This window comes from Flavobacterium sp. C3NV, assembly GCF_046825355.2.
Taxonomy (GTDB): domain Bacteria; phylum Bacteroidota; class Bacteroidia; order Flavobacteriales; family Flavobacteriaceae; genus Flavobacterium.
In genome coordinates this window covers 384,682-399,590 of sequence record NZ_JBKQBJ020000002.1, presented here as the reverse complement: position 1 = coordinate 399,590, position 14,909 = coordinate 384,682, and the positions used below count along the sequence as shown (strand labels likewise).

Genomic DNA, 14,909 nt, shown 5'->3' with positions numbered 1-14,909 from the left:
CGTATCGAAAAAGTATCAGAATTTTAATTTAAAGTATTATAATTATAATGTTTTAGGATTTCGACTTGTATGTCTGATTCTTAAAATTTGAATTTCTGTTGGAGAGATTTTATAAGATATTCTATAACTGTAAATTTCGTAAGCACGATAGTTACCGTTATTGAATTCTTTCATTTCATCTAATTCGTATATTTCCCAGTTAGTTCTTAGTATGGTAACGGAATTGTAAATGGCATCAATGACTTTATTTGAAAGTTCACTATTTTTTGACTGTTTTAATAGATAAAAGTAAATTTTTTCAAGTTGATTTTCGGCAGTTTTAGACCAAATTATTTCTTTTTCCATTGCTCAATCTTGTTTTTAATCTCATCATGAGAATAAAAATTTCCATTCCTAATATCCTCTTCAGCTACTTTCAGTTCATCATTGTATTGCTCTGAATAATTTTTAGGTATAGTTTTTCTACTATCTAAAATTGTTTTTAAAGCAGATAAAAATGAATCATCTTCAATTTTTGTAATTTCAGATATTAAAAGATTTTGAAGTTCAAGAGTGTTCATGATACTATAATTTACTCAAAGTTACAAAACAAAATTAAAAGAAACGCATTTAAGATTCTTGAATTTTCCACGCTTTTTGCTGGCTTTCACTTAAAAAAGTCCAGGCTACAATACGGCTTGTTTTTTGGCCTTGAGCCATATCAATAGTTTTGATTGAAGATGCGTTTACTTTATTAAGGGTTTTGTAAATGCTCGAAAGATTTTCTCTTTTTGAAACCAAAGTAGTGAACCACAGGGTTTGCATGGCAAATTTTGCACTTTCGTAAATCATTTGGGTTACAAAACCAATTTCTCCACCATCGCACCATAATTCGGCATTGTGGCCTCCGAAGTTTAAAACCGGATTTGTTTTTTTTCTTTCTTTGGTTAAATTGGAAACTTTACGAACGGTGCTTTGATTTGCATCTTCGGCAGAAGAATGAAAAGGCGGATTACAAATCGTGAAGGTAAAACGATCTTCGGGTGTGATGATATTTTTGAAAATAAAACGGGATTCGGTTTGTTGCTGTAAACTTATAGCGTCAATCAATTTTGGATTTGCTTCGATGATTTTACTGCAATTTTCGATTGCTTTTTCGTCGATATCAGTTCCCACGAAACTCCAGTCGTAAATCGCATTTCCTAAAATAGGGTAGATGCAATTGGCTCCTGTTCCTATGTCTAAACCTAAAACTGAAGATCCTTGCGGAATGATTCCGTTGTTGGTTTCAGCCAGTAAATCAGCTAAATAATGAATATAGTCGGTTCTTCCCGGAATAGGCGGGCAAAGATAATTTTTAGGAATATCCCAGTTTTGTATGTCGTAATAAGTTTGAAGTAGTGCTTTGTTAAGCGCTTTTACAGCCAATGGATTACTGAAATCGATTGTTTCAATTCCGTGGATGTTGATCGCAACGTATGCTTTTAGTTCTGGACAATTCGCGATAAGAAGTTCGAAATCATAACGGGAACGGTGAAGATTTCGAGGATGTAAATTGTTTTTTTCGGAATTGTCTATTTCTTTCATTTTTCTGAATTTCCGTGCAAAGATAGTCATTCCTTTCTTAGTGTCTGTGTGTTTAAAATTCCAATTTTTGAAATTCCAAATTCCAATTAGGAAAACCCAAATTCTAAATCTGAATTTGAACACATAGAAACATAGATTTTCTGTTGTTATTTTTTAGGATACAAAAAAAGCTCGCTTTCTCACATAGCTTGCTATTGTGATTTAAAGTTAGAGTGAAACGACTTTTTTATAGATTTTAAACTATGTTTCTATGTGTTTAAATGAAATTTTTGAGCCTTTTATTCGAATGAAATGATTAATCCATACATTCCATTAACAATAAATCACCATCGGTATGGGTGATGCTGACCAAACCATCCTGAAGAACAGCATTGCTGCTGCCGGTTCGATAACCAATTGTTAAGGTGTCGTTTTTTAGTGGATATAATAAATTGGTAGAATTAATTCCGTTTACAACCCCAATTGGGATCAATGAAATAGGTGTTTTTGCCGTATACCACTTCTCGAATTTATTGGGTAACAAGAATATTTTTGAATGGTCGTCGAGAATGACAATTTTAAGCAAATTGCGGTAACGAACGATATTAGTGAGGTTTGTAATAGTGTGATCGGCACGTTTTCCGGTGGCCCAAACTACGTTTACGGCAGGAATTTTTCTGGCGATCAGGTAATCAAAAGCTTTTTCTAAATCGGTTTTATCCTGATCGGGAGTATGTACGATTTCGATAGGATATTGGGAGGTTTTGTAAATTTCAGGATCAAAACCACGATCGAAATCTCCTAAAAGCACATCGACTTTTATGCCTAAATCAATCACTCTTTCTATGGCAGAATCCAGCACGATAACCAGTGGCGACCATTCGAGCAATTGTCCTAATAATTCAGGATTGCATGCTGCTCCGTTGGCAATAATTAAAGCGGGTTCCTGGTCGTCGCGTACGATATGGTGTGAAGACATTTAGTTTTTGATTTGAAATGTGCTGCAAATGTACGAAAGGAAAGGATTTTAGAGGTTAGATTTTAGATTTTAGATTTTTTTGTCGTTGTGATGTTTTGTTTTACCATTAAGATATTAAGAAAGTTAAGTTTCCTGCTTAATGTAACTTAATGCCTTAATGGTTAATTTTTTTTGCCACAGATTATTAATATTAAAAGGATTTTAACTGGTTTGTGTTTAAGATATTCAAACTTAACTTTCTTAATGTCTTAATGGTGAAAATCTATTTTGCAGCTTTAAAAGCGATAGCATCAACTTCGATTAGCATTCCGTCGATGGCTAATTTAGGAACGGGAATTAAGGTGCTGGCAGGGAAGGGTTTGTTTTTCCAGACTTTACGGATTTCTTCATTCCATATTTTTAATTTTTCGGGTGAATGATCTACGATGAGAATGGTGATTTTCATGACGTTCTCGGGTTTTAGAGTATAGCTGTCTAAAACGGTTACAATGTTTTTTAAGGCAACCTGAGTTTGTTCTCTAAAGTCATTGCTTAAGGTATGTTCTTTTCCTAAACCTCCGCTTTGCCCGGAAATATAAACGAATTCTCCGGGCGTTGAAACCGACGATGCATGACTAAAACCGTATGGAGTTGGGTCGAATAACGGTTCCGGATTTTTGAAAGCTTGTGCTTTTGCGGTAAAGGCACAAAGGGAAAATAGTGTAAACAGTAAATGTTTCATGTTTTCGAAATTTTGAATTAATTGTTTGCAAAGTTTGCTTAATTCTAGTTCCTAAACCTTTACATATGTTGAGGGGGTTTTTAGTTTAGAGTCTCAGTCTCAGTTTACAGTCTCAGTATTCAGTCTCAGTATTCAGTCTCAGTATTCAGTCTCAGTGTTTAGCGCAAACTGTAAACTGCGACTGAATACTGAATACTGTAAACTAAAGCAACCTTCGGTGGTAATTGATTTGCCCTAAATGATAGGCCAGATGTGTAGAGAGATGAACCAAAAAGAAACCTGTTGTCATTTCTTTTTCGAATACAATTTGCGGATAAATGGCTTCAAGATCTTCTTCTGTTAAAGTATCAAAAGCATTATTTACGACTATAATAGTGTCTTCTATTTTGGTTATTAGCTCTGATTTTGGAATGTCTTTTAAGGAAAATTCTAAAGGACGATTTCTAACATAAGCTGTTTTGCCAATTTCTGCTCCAATATAAGTATTAATGTTCCCGATAAGATGTAAACATAGATTTCCTGCCGAATTGGAAATGTTCTTGTCAATTACCCAAATCTGATTTTCGTTTTGATAGGATTCGATTTCAACTTTTAATTTGTTGAGATCACGGTTGAAAAGGGATTTTAGCGTTTCAATTAGCATAATGTTTTTTTTTTTTTACAGATTTTAAAGATTCATCTGATTTTTTTTTAATTAAAAATTCTAGGGAAATTCAAATTTTAGTCAATGTTGCGTAATTGTTTAGAATGAGCAGATAATCTTTTTAATCAGTGAAATCTGTGGCAAAAATTAAGCTTTATTAATTATCGGAATCCAGATTTCTTCTTCAGAATCGGGATCTTCTTTCTTATACTGATCTCCCATTACGGCAAAATGAGGCCTTTCGTCTACTGTATATGCTGAGTTTGGCAGCCACTCTACAAAAATAGAATGATAGGTTTTGTGTCCTTCGCTTTGCGGGCCTTTATGTACAAAAACAGCGTATAATCCGGTTGGGATTATTAGGGTTTCCATCTCTGAAGGAATTGTTTCAAAATCAGAAACTTCGACCGCTGCCCATTTTTGAAAGCTGTTGTTGGGATCGAAATTATCAAAATGGCCGTTAGGAAAAACTTCAAGCGAATATAAATTCGAATCAACTGAGTTTTTGATTTCTTTTCGTTTTGGCATGAAGGAACTCCATAATTGAAACGTTTTATTTTCGATAAACGACATATCAATGTGTTTACCAATTAGTTTTTTCTCGGATAAAATTTCAATTCTGGCTTCCATAATTCTGATTATTGTATTTTGAATTTTTTTGTGTCAATTTCACTAAGCGAAAAATAACCTAACGGATAATTGGCTTTATCGGTGGTATTGATGATGTTTCCTTTTACAGTAGCAGGTGGTGTCTGAAAAGGTCCGCCAACATTACTTCCTGCAATACTTACCAAAATACTCATGTAGTTATAGTATTGTTTCGAAATTCCGTAATGTGTTATTTCGATTTCATTGCCAATTTCTAAATCGTCGTCATCTGATTTACTGAAATATTCATTTCCTTGAAAAAACTTATCTTCGGAAACATAGTAAGTTGAGGTCACTTTGTTTGAATATACATATTTGTACAAATAAAAATTATCTGCATCGGCAGGATCGTTATAAAAAGCCCTGACTTCAATTTCGTCGCCTGTAATACCTCCTGCATTATTTTGTTCGATTCGGGTAATTGGCGCTACTGATTTCATTGTTTCAGCAGCAGTATAAGTATTACCATTACTAATTACGGTCAAGGTGTAATTTTCGTCGATTACTGGAATAAAGTTTGTGCATACATATCGTCCGGTTTTATTGACTTCCACAAAGTTAAATTGTTCGTTTTTGCTGTTTTTTATAAAAATGGTTGCACCGGAAACTGTTGGAATTACGTTTTCGAAATAGCCGGTTGTGGTAGACAATTTTACAGTTTGCTGTTTTCCTAGCGTTCCTTTTTGCCAGTTTATAGCTGCTTCGATTACTAATTTTGGCGGCGCAGTATCGAGATCAACATCAACAACTTCCTCGCAACTTGCGAAGAAAATTGAAATAAAAAGTGCCATTAATAAGGTTGCTTTTTTCATGATATATCTTTTGTTTTCTTTTTGCAGAAAATTATTTTTAAAATTTAAAATTATAACTCACAGCAGGAACAATCCCAAAAATAGAGGTTTGTACAGCTTCATTTGCTCCGGTATCAACATTTTGGCGAAAGTTGATAGAGGCTGCATTATGACGATTGTACAGATTATAAATGCTAAAAACCCATTCGCCTTTCCAGTTTCTGTCTTTGTTTTTTCTTGGTGTCAAAGTTGCCGAAACATCTAAATGGTGATACGCCGGTAAACGATTTTCATTTCTTTCTCCGTAACTAGGAATCGTGATTCCTAAATATTCATACTGACCGTTTGGATACGAAACCGGTTGACCGGATTGCAAAGCAAAGTTAGCGCCAAATGACCATTTCTCGTTTAATGTATAAGCCGATGTAACTGCTAAATTGTGTGTTTTGTCGTAAGCAGAATTGTACCATTGCCCATTATTGATTCCGGTTTCCTCAGGAGTTCTTCCCGGAGTTTGTTGTTGTGATTTTGATAACGTATAGGAGATCCAGCCGTTTAGTTTGCCTTCGTTTTTCTTAACCATAAATTCTACACCATAAGAGCGCATTCTTCCGTTAAGGATGACTTGCTCGATGGCATCATTGGCAATCAAATCGGCACCGTCGATATAATCCAATCTGTTTTGAATTTTCTTGTAATACGTTTCAATTTCTAAAGAATAGGCACCGTCATTAATATTTCTAAAATAACCCAACGCAACCTGATCTGCAATTTGTGGTTTGATATAATTGTCGCTTGGCATCCAGACATCAAGCGGAGTAGGTGATGAGGTATTGGAAATCAATTGAAGATACTGCGCCATTCTGTTATAACTTGCCTTTATCGATTCATCATCGTTTAATTGATAAGAAGCCGAGAATCGCGGTTCTAAATTGTTATAACTCTGGATTTTCTTGTTTTTACCAAAATACTGAGTTGATGTTGGTGTTGCTTTTTCATAAATCTGCATATCATTATTGAAAATAACAGGTTCGTTATTATCGTAATAATTGATTGTCGAAGCTCCTAAACGATAAAATAAACTGTAGCGTAATCCGTAAGAAATTGTAATTTTTTTCGAAAGCTGATTTTCTGCTTCAATATAAACAGAGGGTTCAAAAGCGTATTTTTTATCCAACTGATCCGGATTAATTCCTGATGTATCATTACTTGGTTTGATCGTTCCGGGGTTGAATTCATAATAAATTCCGTTTAAACCATAATTTAGTTTGAATTTATCAGAGATGTAATTCTTGAAATCGTATTTGATATTGTAATTCTTAATTCCCGAATCCCATTTGAAACCTACAAAATCCAAATCAAGGCCATAATAGTAATCACTATAAATCAAAGATAAATTCGCAAACAATTTATCCGAATACAAATGATTCCAGCGTAAGTTTAAAGTGGCGTTTCCGTACGTATTGGTAAAACTTTTATTCAGGCTAAAAACGTCACGGCCAAAATAACCGGATAAATACAGACTGTTATTGTCGTTTAGTTTATAACTTAATTTTGTGTTTAAATCATAAAAATAAGCCGAGTTGTCTTTTTGATCTTCTGATAGTTTTAAAAATAAATGAGCATATGAAGCTCTTCCGCCAATTAAAAAAGATCCTTTGTCTTTTACAATCGGGCCTTCTGCCAGGATTCTACTCGAAATTAGCCCGATTCCTCCATTTACATGAAATTCCTTGCTGTTTCCGTCCTTTTGATAAATATCCAGAACAGATGAAGCTCTTCCTCCATATCGTGCAGGAATTCCGCCTTTGTATAATTTTAAATCTTTTATAGCATCTGGATTAAAAACAGAGAAAAAACCAAATACGTGAGAAGAGTTAAAGATTGTCGCTTCATCTAATAAAATTAAATTCTGATCAGCACCGCCACCCCGAACATTAAATCCTGAAGCGCCTTCGCCGGCATTTGTAACACCCGGTAGTAATAAAATTGATTTAAGAACATCGACTTCGCCCATTACTACGGGCATTTTTTTTATGGTGGCAATAGAAAGTTTATTGGCGCTCATTTCGGGCGATTTAATGTTGATTTTGCCTCTGTTGTCTTTTATTACAACTTCCTGAAGTTCTTCGCCACTTTCATGAACTGCAAAATTGTTTTTAGTATTGTGATTTAAGGTAATTGTTTTTTGAATGGTTTGATAACCAACGTAACTAATCTCGATTTCATGTTCGCCCTTGGGAACAGTTAACGAATAGAAACCGTATTCATTGGTAGTAGTTCCGATTTTTAAAGCGGGAATATAAACATTTACGCCAATCAGGGTTTCATTGTTTTTAAAGTCAGTAATGGTTCCGCTTAAAGTAAATTTTTCCTGAGAAAATGAAGTTAAAGTCGTTATAAGGAGGATAAAAATAAGGCCAATTTTTTTTGTAATCATTGTCTTGTATTTGAATCACATAGTTAATAATTCTTACTAAATATTATTGCAGAACTTTTGTTAAACATTAGTTAAGAATATTTTCTTTTTGTTACAGGTTTTCAACGCTTTAATTGTTCCTAATTTAAAAATTTTTAAAGTGCTTTTTCTTCTTTAATGCTGAATAGAAACTGAAAATATTGAGCTGTTTCTTCATTTAATTCCAAAAAAAAAGACAACTGTTTAAAGTTGTCTTTTTCATATTTATGTAGAGATGCACTGTTGTATATCTCATTTGTATTCGATTATTTTATTTCAGCAATAATTGCGTTGAAAGTTGCGCTAGGACGCATTGCCTTGCTCACTAACTCAGGAGTTGGCTGATAATAACCACCAAGAGTTTGAGGTTTTCCTTGTGCACCAATTAATTCAGCATCGATTTTAGTTTCGTTAGCTTCAAATTGAGCAGCAATAGGAGTAAAGATCGCTTTTAATTCAGCATCTTTATTTTGAGCTGCTAATGCTTGTGCCCAGTAATAAGCAAGGTAAAAATGAGAACCGCGGTTATCAATCTGACCCACTTTACGTGCAGGAGATTTGTCGTTTGCTAAGAATTTGTCGTTAGCTTCGTCAAGAGTTTCAGATAAAACAATTGCTTTAGAGTTGTGTAAAGTTTGTCCTAAATGCTCTAAAGACGCTCCAAGAGCTAAAAACTCTCCTAATGAATCCCAACGTAAATATCCTTCTTCAGTAAATTGTTCAACGTGTTTAGGAGCAGAACCTCCTGCGCCAGTTTCGAACAATCCACCACCATTCATTAACGGAACGATAGATAACATTTTAGCTGAAGTTCCTAATTCTAAAATTGGGAATAAGTCAGTTAAATAATCACGTAAAACGTTTCCTGTTACAGAGATCGTATCTAAACCTTTGATGATTCTGTCTAAAGTAAATTCAGTAGCAGCAATTGGATTTAAAATACGAATATCAAGATTTGTTGTATTGTGGTCTTTTAAATATTTTTGAACTTTTGCAATCAATTCTCTGTCATGCGCTCTGTTTTCGTCTAACCAGAAAACAGCAGGAGTATCAGATAAACGCGCTCTGTTTACAGCCAGTTTAACCCAGTCCTGAATAGGAGCGTCTTTTGCCTGACACATTCTGAAAATGTCATTAGCTTCGACGTCTTGCTCCATTAAAACTGTTCCTTTGTTGTCTACAACGCGAACAACTCCGTCTCCTTTTATTTGGAAAGTTTTATCGTGAGATCCGTATTCTTCTGCTTTTTGAGCCATTAAACCTACGTTAGGAACACTTCCCATTGTTTTAGGATCAAAAGCACCATGTTTTTTACAGAAATCGATAGTCGCAGTATAAATTCCAGAATAAGCACGATCCGGAATAACAGCAAGAGTATCTTGTTGTTTACCATCTTTATTGTACATCTGTCCAGAAGTACGAATCATTGCCGGCATAGAAGCATCAACAATAACATCAGACGGAACGTGTAAGTTTGTAATTCCTTTATCAGAATTTACCATTGCAAGAGCTGGTCCGTTTTCGATTGCTTTTGTAATATCAGCTTCTACTTCGGCTTGTTCAGGTCTTCCTGCAATTTTTGCGTAGATATCACCTAAACCGTTTCTTGTATCAATGTTTAATTCAGCAAATAAAGTTGCATATTTTTTGAAAAGATCAGCAAAATATACTTCGACGATAGCGCCAAAGATAATTGGATCTGAAACTTTCATCATGGTAGCTTTTAAGTGCACAGAAAGTAAAACACCTTCTTTTTTGGCATCAGCAATTGCATCAGCAACAAAGCTTTTTAAAGCTTTTAAGTGCAATACAGAACTATCTATTATTTCACCAGCTTTAAGAGGAGTACTTGCTTTAAGAACAGTTGTTGTCCCGTCTTTTGCTACGAATTCGATTTTTACATCATTAGCTTCAGCAACAGTAAGTGATTTTTCACTTCCGTAAAAGTCACCGTTTGGCATAGAAGCTACTTTAGTTTTTGAATCAGCAGACCATGCACCCATCGAGTGTGGATTTGCTTTTGCAAAGTTCTTAACTGCTCTTGGCGCTCTACGATCAGAGTTACCTTCACGTAAAACAGGGTTTACAGCAGAACCTAAAACTTTAGCATATTTTGCTTTAGTTTCTTTTTCAGCATCGTTTTGAGGATCTTCCGGAAAATCAGGGATTTTATAACCGTGAGATTGTAATTCAGCAATAGCCGCTTTTAATTGAGGTACTGATGCAGAAATGTTTGGTAATTTGATGATGTTAGCTTCAGGTTGTGTCGCTAATTGACCCAATTCTGCCAATGCATCTCCAGTTTTTTGAGCATCTGTTAAAACTTCAGGAAAATTTGATAAAATTCTACCTGCCAAAGAGATGTCTCTAGTTTCAATTGCAATACCAGCAGTAGCAGTAAATGCCTGAACAATAGGTAAAAAAGAATAAGTCGCTAATAATGGCGCCTCATCAGTTAAGGTGTAATAGATTTTTGAATTCTGTGTCATTTTTTTTTTTTTTTTATAATCGTATTGCCAGGATGCAGCAATGTAAAAGGTATAGTCGGCTCAGAATGAGCGGAGCAAATATAATAAAAACAGTCCGAAAACGGTGTAGTTTTGCTGAGAAATGCCGAAATTATCAGATTGTTATTTCGAGGTCTTTAAATTATCAAATCGATGATTTTGGTATTAAAAAATTACAGTTTTGATGAATCATAAGTAAAAGCATAACATTTCGAAAAAGGAAAAGACTAAAGTTGTAAAAAAACATCTTAACCTTTGATGATTTTGTATGAAAAGTCGTATTTTTGATTCAAAAGCAACAAACGTATCACAAATGTAAGATACATTGTTTAATATGTTTTTTACTTGTTGTTTTGTTCCGTCGGAACATTTCATTGGTAGTCCAATAAATATGATATTTTTTTACGTTCCGTAGGAACGTTTGATTTTGTAAAATAATATTGATAAAAACAGATACAGATTGCCTGGAAAATTTCTCAAACGTCCCAATGGAACGATGTTTCTCGCGATGCATTTTTTTTCTACCGATGAGATGTTCCGATGGAACACAATCTAAAATACCTTAACTTAATGGCATTGATTTCGCACAATCTCAGAAAACTAAAAGCTTTTATGAAAATGATTGACATAGCCCCGATAGAAGTGGAAATCCTTTTGAATAGTTGGATTAGCTCCTGAAAAAGATTAGGCAGTATCAAAAAAAATCGGAGGTTATTCAATTCAGGATATTTTAAAAATAAAGCACAAAAAAAAACTCGTTTCAAATAAATGAAACGAGCTTTTTTATAACAAATAGATAAATGATTATCTTCTTTTATCTCTAATCTTAGCTTTTTTACCAGTAAGTTCTCTGAAGTAGAAAATTCTAGCTCTACGAACAGCTCCTTTTTTGTTGATTTCAATTTTCTGTAAAGCTGGTAAGTTTACTGGGAAGATACGCTCAACTCCAATAGCTCCAGACATTTTACGGATAGTAAAAGTTTCTGTGTTACCAGAACCTCTTCTTTGAATAACAACTCCTTTAAAAAACTGAGTTCTTGTTTTTTCACCCTCTTTAATTTCGTAGTAAACTGTGATAGTATCTCCAGCTCCGAAAACAGGGAAATCTTTTTTAGCAACTAATTCGGTTTGAACGAATTTCATTAAATCTGCCATGATATCTTGTAATTATGGTTTTTTATATAGAGCAACATTCACGGATCTCGCCAGAGGTTAGTCTAATTCGGGTGCAAATGTAGTTAAATAAATTCAAATTCCAAATTTTTAAAATTCCAAATTCCAACAAAAAAAAACAAAATTCCAATAAAAAAAGCAAAATTCCAAAAACAGGAAATTCCAAATTCCAATTTATTAACTAACTGATCAATTGGGGTTTGGAATTTGGAATTTAAAAATTTTGGAATTTGTAATTTTAAAAGATTGAAATTTATTCTAGAAGATCCGGTCTTCTGTTCTTAGTATGTTCATACGCCATATCCTCACGCCATTTATCAATTTTGGCAAAATGACCGCTGGTTAAAACCTCAGGAACTTTCCATCCTTTATAATCTGCAGGTCTTGTATATATAGGTCCTGAAAGTAAATTATCCTGAAAACTATCTGTTAATGCGGATGTTTCGTCACTTAAAACACCAGGAATTAATCGAATTAAAGCATCAGATAAAACCAGGGCTCCTAATTCTCCTCCAGATAAAACGTAATCTCCAATCGAAATTTCTTTGGTAATAAAATGATCGCGTACACGTTGATCTACGCCTTTATAATGTCCGCATAAAATGATAATGTTTTCGTACATCGACATTGTATTAGCCATTTTTTGGTTCAGCGTTTCACCGTCGGGAGACATATATATGATTTCGTCATATTCACGTTCGCTTTTTAAATGTGTTATACAAGCATCAATTGGCTGAACTGTCATGACCATTCCGGCGCCTCCTCCAAAAGGATAATCATCGACACTTTTTTGTTTGTTCGTAGTATAGTCACGCAAATTATGAAAGTGTACTTCGACCAAACCTTTGTCTATGGCACGTTTCATAATCGAAGCCTCAAACGGACTTCTTAATAATTCAGGCAAAATCGTTATAATGTCAATTCGCATTTTTTCTCTTAAAATAGTTCTAGGCGACAAAGATACAAAGTTAATTTTTGGAATTTTAGAGATAAGGAAAATGAGAATTCTTAATAAGTAATTAAAATAATGATCATTAATTGAGAATATAATAATTTAGGACTTAACAATTTGTTAAACAATTAAATATGTATGAATTATGTAACTTGTAAGTGTTTTTATGTAATTTTATAATGCCCCTTTTCGTCTAATATTATACTGTAAATCATTTACTTAAAAATAATTATTATGATAAGAAAAATACTTCTGTTACTTGCAATTTTCATTTTACAGTCCTGTTCGTCTTCAAAAAATGCCGGTGAACAATGGGTCGGTCAGACTAAAAAAAATCTAATAAAGAGTTGGGGAACGCCAATACGCAGCATTGATAATGCTGAACAAGGTGAAATTCTTATTTATGGAGAACAAATTTATGCGAACGTAAATAATGACGAAGGTTCAAGAATAGCGGGTCCAAATTACTGGAACTATACTTATATATATGTAAATAAGGAAGGAAAAATTTATTCGTATAAAAAGGATAAACAGCAGCACACGCCTCAGGAACTGGCTGTAAACTAATTATTTACAAATTTATTTATCTTAGAGATTGCAGTTTTGTTATTGCAATCTCTATTTTTTTTTATATATTTAAATCATTGTAAGTTGATTTATAGTGATTTAAAAAGAAGTTATGAAAAAAGTGATCATTCTTATTGTAGTCATTCTGGTTATTTCCTGCAATAATCAAAACCAATCAAAACCTATGGATGTTTCAGAAAACGAGAAATTAGTAAAACAATATTTTGAGTATTTTAATAATCATGACTGGAAAAAGATGGCAGAAATGTATACTGAAACAGCTGATTTTAAAGATCCTTCTTTAGGGCAGGGAATTGTAAAGCAAACACGCCAACAAATACAAAATAAATACGCAGAATTGAATAAAATATTTCCTGATCTACAGGATAAAGTAGTTCAAATTTATCCTTCGGGAGAAAAACATATCATTGTAGAATTTGTTTCGACAGGAACGGCGCCGGATAATTCAAAATTCGAGTTGCCTATTTGTACAATATTTACAATTGAAAACGGATTAATTACCAAAGATTTTACTTATTTCGATAATTTTGAGGAAGGTGAGGAGTAGATTAAAATTGTAATGTTGTATAGTTCCTACAGGCAATGTCATTAAGTTAAGCTTTTTTAACGCAATCTTGTCCGGCTGAGCGAAGTCGAAGCCCATAAGTAACTCGACAAAGAAAATTTTACCGTAAAGTCACCAAGAATTACGCAAAGTACGCTAAGTTTTGTGAATTACGCTTTGCTCTAAGATCGCAAAGGGATTGTGTTTAAGGTATAATTTATTTTGAGTGGCAGGAAGGTTATGGAGCTTTTTCATATAGCAAATCACAATTAAATGCTGTAATTAATTATATAGAGAATCAGGAAGTACAGCATAAAAAGAAAACTTTTAGAGAAGAATATATTGACTTTCTTGAAAAATTTGAGGTAGATTTTGATGAAAAGTTTATTTTTAAGGAATTAATCTAAAATTGGTTTTTTAAAAATAGTCTAAAAAGCAAATGAAAAAAATAATCCTCTTCCTTCTGATAATATTCTGTTCCTGTAACAAAGAAAAAGTAAAAGAAACCCGAAAACAGACTTTAAATGATACTTCAAAAGAAATTCCTGAGGAAGCGTCATATTTTAAACAAATCAAAAATAATGACGTTAAATTGGGTGAACCTGGTTATGGAGATTGGTTGTATACCCGTAAAGAGAAAGGACAAACTTTTGAGCAATATTTCAAGTCTAAACATATTGTTCCAACAAACGATGCAAATATTATTTACATTCGGCCTATCGGGAATTTTACTGCTTTGCAAAAGAAACAAATTCAGCTTCTCAATGAATATTTAGAAATTTACTTTCAATTAAAAACCAAAACTTTAGATCCAATTTCGAATGATGTAGTGCCAAATTCTGCCAGAAGGATGAATTATGGCCATGAACAGTTATTGGCCGGTTATCTTTTGAATGATGTTTTAAAAGAAGAAAAACCTTTAAACAGGATTGCTTTAATGGGACTTTCAGAACTTGATTTGTACCCTAAACCAGAATGGAATTATGTTTTTGGTCTGGCTTCGTATCGCGATAAAGTTGGCGTAAGTTCAATTTACAGATTGCAGGATGGCGAATTAACTTCTGAAAATTTTGATTTGTGTTTATCTCGATTACTTAAAATAAGCTCGCATGAAATAGGGCATATGTTTGGTCTACATCATTGTATCAATGCAAATTGTGTCATGAATGGTACCAATAGTATGGAGGAAACCGACAGGCATTCGATCAGGTTATGTTCTGTTTGTCAAAGAAAACTGAATTCCTGTATAGCATATGATAATGAAAAGAGATTAACTGATTTAGAAAAATACTTTAAAAAGAATAACTTAAAAGACGAATTTGATTTAATGAAAAAAGATCTTGAAGTTATTCGATAAATA

General features: G+C 33.5%; 15 protein-coding genes and 1 pseudogene. 4 read left to right on the top strand and 12 right to left on the bottom strand.

Features of this window, described 5'->3' with window-relative positions; translation table 11 throughout:
• Positions 1-42: 42 nt before the first annotated feature.
• From ACIDC4_RS04620 to trmD, 12 genes are all read right to left on the bottom strand, one after another.
• Positions 43-345, bottom strand: coding sequence for a type II toxin-antitoxin system RelE/ParE family toxin (locus ACIDC4_RS04620; protein WP_412041944.1), 303 nt, complete (start codon positions 343-345; stop codon positions 43-45).
• Positions 330-560, bottom strand: a complete 231-nt coding sequence (locus ACIDC4_RS04615; RefSeq protein ID WP_412041943.1) for a hypothetical protein — start codon at positions 558-560, stop codon at positions 330-332. The genes ACIDC4_RS04620 and ACIDC4_RS04615 overlap by 16 nt, the downstream gene beginning before the upstream one ends.
• A 49-nt stretch (positions 561-609) precedes the next feature.
• Positions 610-1,566 carry a 23S rRNA (adenine(1618)-N(6))-methyltransferase RlmF gene (rlmF, locus tag ACIDC4_RS04610; RefSeq protein WP_412041942.1) on the bottom strand — a complete coding sequence of 319 codons (957 nt, stop codon included), beginning with the start codon at positions 1,564-1,566 and terminating at the stop codon, positions 610-612.
• A gap of 295 nt (positions 1,567-1,861) precedes the next feature.
• Positions 1,862-2,524 (bottom strand): thiamine diphosphokinase, encoded by a 663-nt coding sequence (locus tag ACIDC4_RS04605; RefSeq protein ID WP_230036290.1) that lies wholly within the window; start codon positions 2,522-2,524, stop codon positions 1,862-1,864.
• Between the two features lie 262 nt (positions 2,525-2,786).
• Complete coding sequence (locus ACIDC4_RS04600) at positions 2,787-3,245, bottom strand: RidA family protein (RefSeq protein ID WP_412041941.1); 459 nt, start codon at positions 3,243-3,245, stop codon at positions 2,787-2,789.
• A gap of 202 nt (positions 3,246-3,447) precedes the next feature.
• A complete protein-coding gene (locus tag ACIDC4_RS04595; RefSeq protein WP_412041940.1) occupies positions 3,448-3,888 on the bottom strand; it encodes a DinB family protein in 441 nt (146 codons plus the stop codon).
• Between the two features lie 147 nt (positions 3,889-4,035).
• Complete coding sequence (locus ACIDC4_RS04590; RefSeq protein ID WP_412041939.1) at positions 4,036-4,518, bottom strand: GyrI-like domain-containing protein; 483 nt, start codon at positions 4,516-4,518, stop codon at positions 4,036-4,038.
• Between the two features lie 8 nt (positions 4,519-4,526).
• Positions 4,527-5,348 carry a DUF4249 domain-containing protein gene (locus ACIDC4_RS04585; protein ID WP_412041938.1) on the bottom strand — a complete coding sequence of 274 codons (822 nt, stop codon included), beginning with the start codon at positions 5,346-5,348 and terminating at the stop codon, positions 4,527-4,529.
• 37 nt (positions 5,349-5,385) lie between these two features.
• Positions 5,386-7,767 carry a TonB-dependent receptor gene (locus ACIDC4_RS04580; RefSeq protein ID WP_412041937.1) on the bottom strand — a complete coding sequence of 794 codons (2,382 nt, stop codon included), beginning with the start codon at positions 7,765-7,767 and terminating at the stop codon, positions 5,386-5,388.
• A 284-nt stretch (positions 7,768-8,051) separates the two neighbouring features.
• A complete protein-coding gene (locus ACIDC4_RS04575; protein ID WP_412041936.1) occupies positions 8,052-10,274 on the bottom strand; it encodes an NADP-dependent isocitrate dehydrogenase in 2,223 nt (740 codons plus the stop codon).
• A gap of 822 nt (positions 10,275-11,096) precedes the next feature.
• A complete protein-coding gene (rplS, locus tag ACIDC4_RS04570; RefSeq protein WP_412041935.1) occupies positions 11,097-11,447 on the bottom strand; it encodes a 50S ribosomal protein L19 in 351 nt (116 codons plus the stop codon).
• Positions 11,448-11,718: 271 nt separating this feature from the next.
• Complete coding sequence (trmD, locus tag ACIDC4_RS04565; RefSeq protein WP_412041934.1) at positions 11,719-12,393, bottom strand: tRNA (guanosine(37)-N1)-methyltransferase TrmD; 675 nt, start codon at positions 12,391-12,393, stop codon at positions 11,719-11,721.
• Positions 12,394-12,651: 258 nt separating this feature from the next.
• Here trmD and ACIDC4_RS04560 point away from each other — a divergent pair, with 258 nt between their 5' ends.
• From ACIDC4_RS04560 to ACIDC4_RS04545, 4 genes and pseudogenes are all read left to right on the top strand, one after another.
• Positions 12,652-12,984, top strand: coding sequence for a hypothetical protein (locus ACIDC4_RS04560; RefSeq protein ID WP_412041933.1), 333 nt, complete (start codon positions 12,652-12,654; stop codon positions 12,982-12,984).
• Between the two features lie 112 nt (positions 12,985-13,096).
• A complete protein-coding gene (locus tag ACIDC4_RS04555; RefSeq protein WP_412041932.1) occupies positions 13,097-13,552 on the top strand; it encodes a nuclear transport factor 2 family protein in 456 nt (151 codons plus the stop codon).
• A 218-nt stretch (positions 13,553-13,770) separates the two neighbouring features.
• Positions 13,771-13,956: pseudogene (locus ACIDC4_RS04550) on the top strand (IS200/IS605 family transposase); the annotation flags it as partial.
• 32 nt (positions 13,957-13,988) lie between these two features.
• Positions 13,989-14,906: an archaemetzincin gene (locus tag ACIDC4_RS04545; RefSeq protein ID WP_412041931.1), complete on the top strand. Its 918-nt coding sequence runs from the start codon at positions 13,989-13,991 to the stop codon at positions 14,904-14,906.
• Positions 14,907-14,909: the final 3 nt, after the last annotated feature.

Excerpts from the sequence above, each read along its gene's own strand:
- ACIDC4_RS04620 (WP_412041944.1), bottom strand. The coding sequence starts at position 345 with ATGGAAAAAGAAATAATTTGGTCTAAAACTGCCGAAAATCAACTTGAA.
- ACIDC4_RS04585 (WP_412041938.1), bottom strand. The coding sequence starts at position 5,348 with ATGAAAAAAGCAACCTTATTAATGGCACTTTTTATTTCAATTTTCTTC.
- ACIDC4_RS04555 (WP_412041932.1), top strand. The coding sequence starts at position 13,097 with ATGAAAAAAGTGATCATTCTTATTGTAGTCATTCTGGTTATTTCCTGC.
- ACIDC4_RS04575 (WP_412041936.1), bottom strand. The coding sequence starts at position 10,274 with ATGACACAGAATTCAAAAATCTATTACACCTTAACTGATGAGGCGCCA.
- ACIDC4_RS04560 (WP_412041933.1), top strand. The coding sequence starts at position 12,652 with ATGATAAGAAAAATACTTCTGTTACTTGCAATTTTCATTTTACAGTCC.
- ACIDC4_RS04600 (WP_412041941.1), bottom strand. The coding sequence starts at position 3,245 with ATGAAACATTTACTGTTTACACTATTTTCCCTTTGTGCCTTTACCGCA.
- ACIDC4_RS04605 (WP_230036290.1), bottom strand. The coding sequence starts at position 2,524 with ATGTCTTCACACCATATCGTACGCGACGACCAGGAACCCGCTTTAATT.
- ACIDC4_RS04545 (WP_412041931.1), top strand. The coding sequence starts at position 13,989 with ATGAAAAAAATAATCCTCTTCCTTCTGATAATATTCTGTTCCTGTAAC.
- rlmF (WP_412041942.1), bottom strand. The coding sequence starts at position 1,566 with ATGAAAGAAATAGACAATTCCGAAAAAAACAATTTACATCCTCGAAAT.
- rplS (WP_412041935.1), bottom strand. The coding sequence starts at position 11,447 with ATGGCAGATTTAATGAAATTCGTTCAAACCGAATTAGTTGCTAAAAAA.
- ACIDC4_RS04595 (WP_412041940.1), bottom strand. The coding sequence starts at position 3,888 with ATGCTAATTGAAACGCTAAAATCCCTTTTCAACCGTGATCTCAACAAA.
- ACIDC4_RS04590 (WP_412041939.1), bottom strand. The coding sequence starts at position 4,518 with ATGGAAGCCAGAATTGAAATTTTATCCGAGAAAAAACTAATTGGTAAA.
- trmD (WP_412041934.1), bottom strand. The coding sequence starts at position 12,393 with ATGCGAATTGACATTATAACGATTTTGCCTGAATTATTAAGAAGTCCG.
- ACIDC4_RS04615 (WP_412041943.1), bottom strand. The coding sequence starts at position 560 with ATGAACACTCTTGAACTTCAAAATCTTTTAATATCTGAAATTACAAAA.
- ACIDC4_RS04580 (WP_412041937.1), bottom strand. The coding sequence starts at position 7,767 with ATGATTACAAAAAAAATTGGCCTTATTTTTATCCTCCTTATAACGACT.